The organism is Alteromonas sp. MmMcT2-5 (assembly GCF_022348315.1).
GTDB classification, from domain to species: Bacteria; Pseudomonadota; Gammaproteobacteria; order Enterobacterales; family Alteromonadaceae; genus Alteromonas; species Alteromonas macleodii.
In genome coordinates this window covers 42,219-50,469 of record NZ_JAKRFB010000032.1, presented here as the reverse complement: position 1 = coordinate 50,469, position 8,251 = coordinate 42,219, and the positions used below count along the sequence as shown (strand labels likewise).

Sequence of the window (8,251 nt, the reverse complement as noted above, 5' to 3'; positions counted from 1 at the left end):
ATTTTTGATCGGATAACTCCGAAATAGGCGATCGGATTAGACCGAAATCAGTGATCGGATTGAACCGAAATGGGTGATCGGAATGGGCCGGAACATGCAGCTAAGTCGATGTCTTGGTTTTTTGCCCATAATCCCGAAACGGTCAACATTTGAGACACGGCTCCAGCGCCCACCGACATAAATAAGACGCCTGCAAGAAATACGTGCCAAAACTGTTTGCTAAAGATAAAGGCGACCATGGCAATGCCCACGCAAATCATGGTTAGCCCGTAAAGGCGATTTGCGTTAAAACCTTTGTCTGCCAAGTGCCCGAGGTACTGACTGATCACCAACCCTGATAGCGTAACGGACACCATATAAATACTTATATAAATAGGCTCAACGTTGATCTCATAAATGAGGAAATAGCTCATCAGTGGCGTAACAAACGACGATGTTAGGCCAGTTAATAGACTTAACAGTAAAAAAGGAAGTTGTGAAGAGAATGCGTGACGCGATGACATGAGGATACGAGCTCCGAGGGACTGTTAAACGTGGTTGACCGAAATTCGTAAAGAAAAGGTCGCAGCCCTTAATAACGAGGGCGCATTATAAGTGCTGCGTATCTCATGTCTATGACAAAGCTTTTATTAGTTAGCCACTAACGCAGGAAGTCTAGGAAACCGAGGTAAATTAAGCGTAATTAAAAATACCTTAAATTATTTAGCAAACAGTGGTTTAGCGTAGTTTCTCTAGAGTTGTCAAAGCTAGTGACTGTACTGTTAGTGTACCTAATTACTGTATTTCTTGGCAGTAGTAGAGCAAGCAAAACTTAGTTAAGTAGTCGTTGGTACTCTCTTTCCGCAACTGCGATTGCTTGCTCATACCCCTCATCATTGCTTTTCTTGATAAAGCCGCACAGCAAAGCTTGTATATTGTCTTTATGGTGTTTGAATATAATTCTTATAGCACCTCCAGAATGAGCTGAAAGCCTTATCTCTCGGTATCCACCATCTCCGTGAAGAGAGTCAAATAACGGCCTACCTCCGTTAAAGTTACGTCGACATGCCAAGTCGATTTTTTGGGCCATTCTGATCTGATTCTCAATGGTTTGCTGTGCATACCAAGCCGTCAGATGCTCCGAAACAATATGTTCTCCAAGAAGGCCTGTTAGCTCCAGCTTGTTTTGATTTTCGTAGTGAAGTTTACCGTGTTCAACAGATGCAATATTTTTTAGATATAGGGATTCTTCGACATAACGGCCTTTTTCATCCACTCTACATATTTCAATTTCAGGTTGGCACCAACGTTCTGCGGTATTCAGAGTAAACAAGTAACCTGAAAGAGTCCAAGCTAATCCATATACATCTGCTTGCGAGTCTGCTGGATGGTGAGGAACATAAAAATTGTACTGTGCCATCTCTTCAATTTGTTCTTCAGACAAACTATCAAGAGCAGGGCTTTTATCTTCAATTTCGTATAAAAATAGTGCTAAGTCAGGATCAGAGTCTTGTTCGATAAAGTCCCCAAATGAGTAACCATTTGCGATTTCAAGATCATACAAGGAGCCCTCATTACAATCCAAGTAAAAGAAAAACCTATCCTTTTCACTGTGAAGCTCGAGAACGCCTTGAATTGAATCAGAAAATAGCTCAATTCCAGCATCACGTTCTGGAGCTGGGAAACTATTGGTATTTATACAAATGATTTGATCCATGCTATCTCGCCTTCCTAGCTAGAATTGCTCTGTTCCTTAATGTTTGGTCAAAAAAACCAGTTGGCCAAAAGTCTAGTTTTCCATGCTCATCAATATTAGGGGTGTCAAACTTCGAGCTCCCATCTTCATTTTTTGACAAATAATGGAAGGTCACATCTTGATTGGAAATCTGCTCTTGTTTGACGGCAATCCTAATACCATCCATAACATGTTCGCTATGAGTTTCAACAATTATCTGCACTCCACAAGAGGCAGCAAGCGCTAATAGCCTTCCCATTGCGGTTTGCCCTTGAGGATGCAAATGTGCTTCTGGGTTTTCTATCACTAACATAATGCCATTTGTTGCTTTACTTTCTTCCCAGTCTCTTACCCAATCATCTTGATCTTCTAAGGTTGGAGCTCGGGAAACAGAGCATAAAGTTGCTGCAATGATAGGTAATGTATAGCTTAAGCCAAATCCCACATTAGTAGGCTTGTGCTCATCTATCTCAGCATGAGAGATGCCAGCCTTGCGATTGGTTGCAAACTCAAAATTTACGCCTGGTGCAATCTCAGTTAACCAGCCCTTAACGGCATGTTCATAGGTTTCTCCTGCTACTTCTGGGTGAGTAAGCTTCTCAGGGACAAGGTATCCATACTTTGAAAGTTTATCTATTAGGTCTAAAGTATATTCGCCTCGATTTCCTACTTTGGGGCGTGCGTCTAAAGCCACGTTTAGAGGTAAAAACGTTTGAGGTCCAAGCCTATCAGCACCAACATATATAAACTCTGGGCAGAAAAAGGGAACAGTATTGTTGTGCTCAGAAAGCTCCATTTCCCCAACATTTCCATTTTCGTGTTTTAGAGAGATGTTTATGTTATTTGTTGACCTTACTAGATTAGAACGCAAATCTTCTACGTATCCGTGCCCATCTAGCAATGGAGACTCATTAGAGTAAGCTGCGTGATACATTCGTAACGATTGTATTATTGAACTTTTACCGCAATTATTTAAACCAGAGAGCAATGTTAAACCAGTAAGCGGTATGGTCTCGTCAATGAACGACTTAAAGTTTTTTATGGTAAGTTCAGAAATCACAAATAATCCTCCATTGAAATGACATCTTTAACCAGAGAGCTAATTTTTTGATGTCCATAAATCACACCTTGAGCTCTAGATGAATGTCTACTAATTGAATTACTAAATTCAATATCGTGATATAGCTCCTTTTGCCTTTCATAAACATCGTGTTTTCTACTTAACAGAATTTCGAATTCGGATTGTTCAATATCAGCAAGAACATTAGCCCAAGTCTCAAAAAGTGCTTTATTTATAGGGCTTTTTCTATCATCACTAGGTAATGATTTTCTGAACGCATGCTCTCCAAACAGATACGAAGCTCTATACATTGCGACTTCAAACTTACTCTCAATTTCATTTATCGAGGTAACTTGTAGACTAGGTACTGGGCTAGGGTAAAAAATTTTATTTAATTGTTCGTGCGTCACTTCATCAAGTACATTTAACGTACGCATCGTATTACTTAACCAGCTGTCCATACCTTGTTTGTATTCAGTTCTTGAGAATAACATAAATGAAACAAGTCTTAAGATCAGCTCACTAGCCCCCATACGACTATCATCAATTTTTTTACCTACTGCGTTAATGAACTTACTTGAATTAACCAAACGCTGGAGAAGAGAAGACGATGGGCCCTCGTACAGTGCGTGTCTAATTTCTTGCGATGTTAACGGCATACCACCCGTATTAATTCGTTTAAATATATTCCGCTTAACGGCTTCAGGAGTTCCTGGCTCAATAATAGTGAATCGCATCTCTGTTTCGTAGATGCTATTGACAAGCTTCTGGGACGACAGGTCGTTTTCTATAGCAGCCCAAGCTTTGTTTCCATATCTCTCATTTAAAAACTCAAGATTTTTTAACTGTAGAAAAACACCATTTTTATCACCCAACATAAAGTCTCGAATGGTAGACAACCTCTGCAAGCCATCGACTACTTCCCAGTTACCTTTTTCATCGGCAGCAACATAAAACATTGGTAATGGCACTCGGAGCATAATTGACTCAATTAGTCGGCTTTTTCGTGTAACATCCCAAACTTCTTTTCGTTGAAAAGAAGGAGAAAGTACTATAGAGCCTTGTTTGAGTCTGCGTAGTAGTACATCCATAGGAACAACTCGCTGAGCAATCGTAATCGCGTCAGGATCAAACGGTTCCATTGCCTCTGTTTCGTCTTCCGCTTCAATCCCGATCTTTTCGCCAGATTCAGAAAGCTCTTCTCGAGGCAAATTAAACTCGTTGTATTCTTCGGTGCTCATACTCACTTCGCTTTTCAATTTGGTTGCTAGTTGTGTTGCCATTTTTCGACCTAATGATATTAAATCGGCTAGTACATTATTTGGACGTTGTGTCGGCAAGAATATCACCTTAACGAGAAGCTTTGTACTTCTAGTTGATTCTGCGTAATTAACAGTACACATTCACAACATACTAAGTACTCCATGATATAGTTACAGTAGTGGCCTTTTTTGAACGTCGTTGTTTTAGCTCCTCTCTGGCCCATTTTGACGACTCCTGCATATCCTTCCTCAAGTTTTCCTTTTCGGCTTCTGTGAGGGGGGCGTGGTGGCTCTGTATTGGGTTCTTTTCTTTTCATGTTACCTCTATTGATCTAGCTACGTTGATCTCATTGGTTTAATTCATTCCCTTCTTGGCGTTCAAACCATCATCTCACCATGTGCATTGATGCTTAACAAGTAACCTATACCGACAGCAGGTGACCAAGCTTCCAATGGGAGTCCAGAGGGGCTTGCCCCTTTGGGCATAGCGCAGCGTAAACCTTCAATACCTACTTAAAAAGTTTATTCATGACGAGGGACGAGGCATGAATAAACCAGTGATAGAGCTTAACCGTTAGGTTAATGAAGTTACCACTTGTTATACCGGATTCTTTTATTAACTCTCATTTTTTCGGAACGCTTGTAGGTACATCAAAACGGAGTCTGTTGAACAGACTCAACGGAGTTATATCAGAGGGATACGGTGCAAGATTTTAGATATGTTCAGGTCGAAATTTGAGCATTAGCGTTGGTGGCTGATTTGAAGACGTGACAAGTCGACCAAAGCTAATTGCCATGAAAAACTAAGGAGTGCTAATGAATAGGTGGGTATCTTAAGTCGAGCGGTGTTAAGCCTGTATCAAATTGCCCCTGGAATGATTCTGTTTGTGTGGCTTCATCCACTATCGCTTTAACTCGCTTCTTCTGGGCCATTTTTCTGCAGTAGGTAGGCCATACATTACACAGGCCCGTTTTTTTAACCGCTCCAGTGCACGATTTCTTTGTTCATCCAGCCAGCCCGACTTCAAACGAAGCTCTTTCATCAGTTTCATGGTTAACCATTTGAGTCCAGCCGTCCCACGAATTTGACCGTCTTGGTTACGAATATCCATGTTGGCACTGTTGAGGTAGCCTGTTTGCGTTAATTTATCGATATAACGAAACCAAGAGGATTCAGGCATTGTTTCGTTATACATTTTTTCATACCGCTTGATCATGGCTCGGTGTTTGACTGGATCATTAAATGCGGTCTTTGGGACTCCAATGCGGAATGTTGCCCAATCCATATAACTGATTAGAACCGTTAAGACCCGAAATGCTCTGACTCTTACACGGCGCTGCATATCCCTGTGAGGGCTAATCAATGAATTTAGTGACTTGAGAACAAAGGGGTTGTCCTGAAAGTGCTTCAGCTTGTCTATCAAGCGGCAAGTAGCCTCTGGCACGCTACTTTGTTTTACTACTCGCAGAACTACACGTACTTCAGAGGAATAGCCTTTGATTGCTGTTGGTGTTGTTTTAGTGTTCTTGCGTGACATACTATCAGTCCTCACAAGACACATTGGATAGGGTAAAATTTAAGCACTTTAACTCTGTGTGAGGTGCTCTATAATGTTTTATTGTCATGTTATACCTCTCAGGAAGGTTAATGTGAAAATGCGGGCCGGTGTTGCGAGCACCGGCCTGTGTGTCTTTATGATTTGCGTTACTTGAACGGCCAACCTTTGGTTTTATTGGTTTGCTTATTCAACGACATCATTCCTCGATACGCCTTGTTTGCCACTTTGTTTTGAATCCCTTCCAGCACGTCAGCTAAGCGATAAAGCTGTTTACTGTATTTGGTGGAGTGTGCCCACTGACCTGCAAAATAAAACGCCAGCATTACCAGGAACATGACCGCGAAAAACGCGCCAAAGTCGGTCCAGTTTTGAGGTGGAAAATGTAGTTCCATGCTTGTTCTCCTCTATGCCTAATGGTGAAATCCTGGAGACCTGTTCTCTCAGAACTTCGGTGTGTGATTCTTTAGCCAACCGTCTACCGGCCAGTGAAACTCAATTTGACTCACGCCCCATACCTGCCGCTCTGGCAAATGGTGTGTCGCCTGTACCTGGTTCTTTGGACTTTGCAGAATCGCTGCCAATTGAGCCTGTCATCATTTCAGCCATCTCTGAGTTGGTCGCCGACTTAAACGCGGCTTGAAGGGCGGATGCGCCACCGGCAGTACTCATCATTGCACCAGCCGCCATTCCCCCTGTGGTCATTGCGGCCCCGGCCATTGCTCCGGCACTGATGTTGCCCGAAGTGGTGGCGGCCCCTGCGCCTGGGATGAGACCGGCAACGATATTGGGAACGGAGTGGATTAGTAACACCAGGACCAACGCAACAATAAAAATAACCAGTAGCTCTCGCATGGGGGCGTCGTCAGAGAGGTTGACCAGGAATGAATCCATGATGGACATCGCAATGCCGATCATGAGAGTCATCGTCATGAGTTTTAACGCCAGGCCAAGGACGTTACGGAAATAGTTAATGGCGATATCGGAAGTCCAGCGCGAGCCGCCAAAGCCGAGGACAAAGATTCCTGCATAACACATATGAGCCTCCGGGCTGTCAATGAAAAAAGATAGCCCTTTGACCACTATTTCAAGATCAATACCTTTGCCTTTTTAGAACTCGTTTACTTCGTCTGTCATGGTCGATGTTAAGCGTATTGCCTATGTCAAACACATATAGAGGCTCTTATTGTTGCTCTTTTCAAATCCTTTTGACTGGCAACGGCACTAGACATTCATCGGTTAACCTTCCTCTGTCCTATTCAAAGCTAAGTGGCTGCATTGACCAGTTAGTATCAGGTTCAGTTAAGGTGTAAGCAAATTCGTAAAAAGGTAGAGATGCGCAACAGTGGCATGTCTAATCAAACGTAGCAGGTCATGACTTGTTGGTATACTTATCGATGCTGCTTGATGCAGAGTGCTGTGCGATAAGTCGATACTCGTCGTTTAACCAGTTAGACGTTGCAGCTTATGCCACTGTGCGACTTACCCGTTTAAAAAACGTTCTTCATCGAATACCTGCTGGTTCTTCAACATAAAGTAAGCACATCGCCCGATTTTATGAGCGAGTGCAGATAAGGCCTTCGCCTTGCTCATTCTCTTTTGTAGCTTGGCTAAATATCGTTTGGCGTTGTCATTACCTTTGAGGTACAACACCGCTGCTTCACTGAATGCCCACTTCAAGTGTGCGTTGCCAATCTTATTACCCTGCGTACCGTGTGTGTTACCGGCCGACTCAGCTTTGCATTTCACTAACCGTGAATACGGGGCAAACTTCTGAACTGATGGAAACCGCTTAATATCGCCAACTTCATACAAAATGGTCGGGCTAAAGTTTTTCCGATACCTGGAAACGACTTAAGGATATGTAAATCTGTTGCACGGTGTGTTTGTGCCTGAGTCTTTACATAGTGTTCAATCTTGTAAAGTTCACTCACCATGGTTTCGATAATATTGAGGTTTAAATCCATGCTCTTTTGCACAGCTTCATCAGGAAAAAAGTGATGCATTTTTTCTCGGTCAGGTGAATTTTGCAGATTCAAACGAGACTCCAGCGCTGGTAGGTTGTATTGACTGATCGTACTGGACACGTGCGCTTTCAGTTGCGCACTCATTCTCATTATGTGGGTTCTACGACGAAGCGCATCACGTATTGAGCGATGTTCTTTTGAACAGGCATGTGCTAACGGGAAATTGCCACCACGCATGAGCTTGGCAATCTTGAGTGCATCAATCTTATCATTTTTGGTTTGCCTGCATGAATGGCTTTCATGTAAAGCGCATGGCCAAGAATAAAATCAATATTGTGCTCTTCACAAAAATCAGACACCCAATACCAACAGTGCATGCATTCAACACTAACAACAATATTGCCCAGATATGGCTTTAAAAGCGCTAACAGTTTGTCCGGTGAATCATCGATTTTTTCGTGAACGAGAATATTGTTTTCATTATCAATAATGCAGACGTAAAGCAGTCTTGTGTGAAGATCGATTCCACAATAGTACGGATGTGTATTAGTATAAAAGTTCATTGAGTTTTTTCCCTTGGTTTGGTCGCCTATTAGGATAAACTCAGTTTATGCTGATAGGGAGGGGGCTCAATGATTATCAAAGCGCTGCTATCGGACAAATTTTCCGATGCGCTTCAAATTTGCAGCAGA

General features: G+C 42.4%; 7 protein-coding genes and 1 pseudogene. All 8 read right to left on the bottom strand.

Going from position 1 to position 8,251, the window contains the following annotated elements:
* Positions 1-47: 47 nt before the first annotated feature.
* A complete protein-coding gene (locus MHN09_RS14055; protein ID WP_239241148.1) occupies positions 48-503 on the bottom strand; it encodes an MFS transporter in 456 nt (151 codons plus the stop codon).
* A gap of 308 nt (positions 504-811) precedes the next feature.
* Positions 812-1,696, bottom strand: coding sequence for a type II toxin-antitoxin system RelE/ParE family toxin (locus MHN09_RS14050; RefSeq protein WP_061095653.1), 885 nt, complete (start codon positions 1,694-1,696; stop codon positions 812-814).
* Position 1,697: 1 nt separating this feature from the next.
* Positions 1,698-2,774, bottom strand: coding sequence for a DUF3696 domain-containing protein (locus MHN09_RS14045; protein WP_061095652.1), 1,077 nt, complete (start codon positions 2,772-2,774; stop codon positions 1,698-1,700).
* Positions 2,771-4,057, bottom strand: a complete 1,287-nt coding sequence (locus MHN09_RS14040; protein ID WP_196494304.1) for a DUF262 domain-containing protein — start codon at positions 4,055-4,057, stop codon at positions 2,771-2,773. Before MHN09_RS14040 ends, MHN09_RS14045 begins: the two co-directional genes overlap by 4 nt.
* An 881-nt stretch (positions 4,058-4,938) precedes the next feature.
* A complete protein-coding gene (locus tag MHN09_RS14035) occupies positions 4,939-5,574 on the bottom strand; it encodes a hypothetical protein (protein WP_239241147.1) in 636 nt (211 codons plus the stop codon).
* Between the two features lie 167 nt (positions 5,575-5,741).
* A complete protein-coding gene (locus MHN09_RS14030) occupies positions 5,742-5,987 on the bottom strand; it encodes a hypothetical protein (protein WP_060658345.1) in 246 nt (81 codons plus the stop codon).
* Between the two features lie 100 nt (positions 5,988-6,087).
* Positions 6,088-6,630 carry a type IV secretion system protein gene (locus tag MHN09_RS14025; protein ID WP_239241145.1) on the bottom strand — a complete coding sequence of 181 codons (543 nt, stop codon included), beginning with the start codon at positions 6,628-6,630 and terminating at the stop codon, positions 6,088-6,090.
* A 444-nt stretch (positions 6,631-7,074) separates the two neighbouring features.
* A pseudogene (locus MHN09_RS14020) lies at positions 7,075-8,122 on the bottom strand (IS110 family transposase).
* Positions 8,123-8,251 lie beyond the last annotated feature (129 nt).

Bases quoted from the DNA above. Each gene is read 5' to 3' on its own strand.
- MHN09_RS14055 (WP_239241148.1), bottom strand. From the start codon at position 503: ATGTCATCGCGTCACGCATTCTCTTCACAACTTCCTTTTTTACTGTTA.
- MHN09_RS14050 (WP_061095653.1), bottom strand. From the start codon at position 1,696: ATGGATCAAATCATTTGTATAAATACCAATAGTTTCCCAGCTCCAGAA.
- MHN09_RS14040 (WP_196494304.1), bottom strand. From the start codon at position 4,057: ATGGCAACACAACTAGCAACCAAATTGAAAAGCGAAGTGAGTATGAGC.
- MHN09_RS14035 (WP_239241147.1), bottom strand. From the start codon at position 5,574: ATGTCACGCAAGAACACTAAAACAACACCAACAGCAATCAAAGGCTAT.
- MHN09_RS14030 (WP_060658345.1), bottom strand. From the start codon at position 5,987: ATGGAACTACATTTTCCACCTCAAAACTGGACCGACTTTGGCGCGTTT.
- MHN09_RS14025 (WP_239241145.1), bottom strand. From the start codon at position 6,630: ATGTGTTATGCAGGAATCTTTGTCCTCGGCTTTGGCGGCTCGCGCTGG.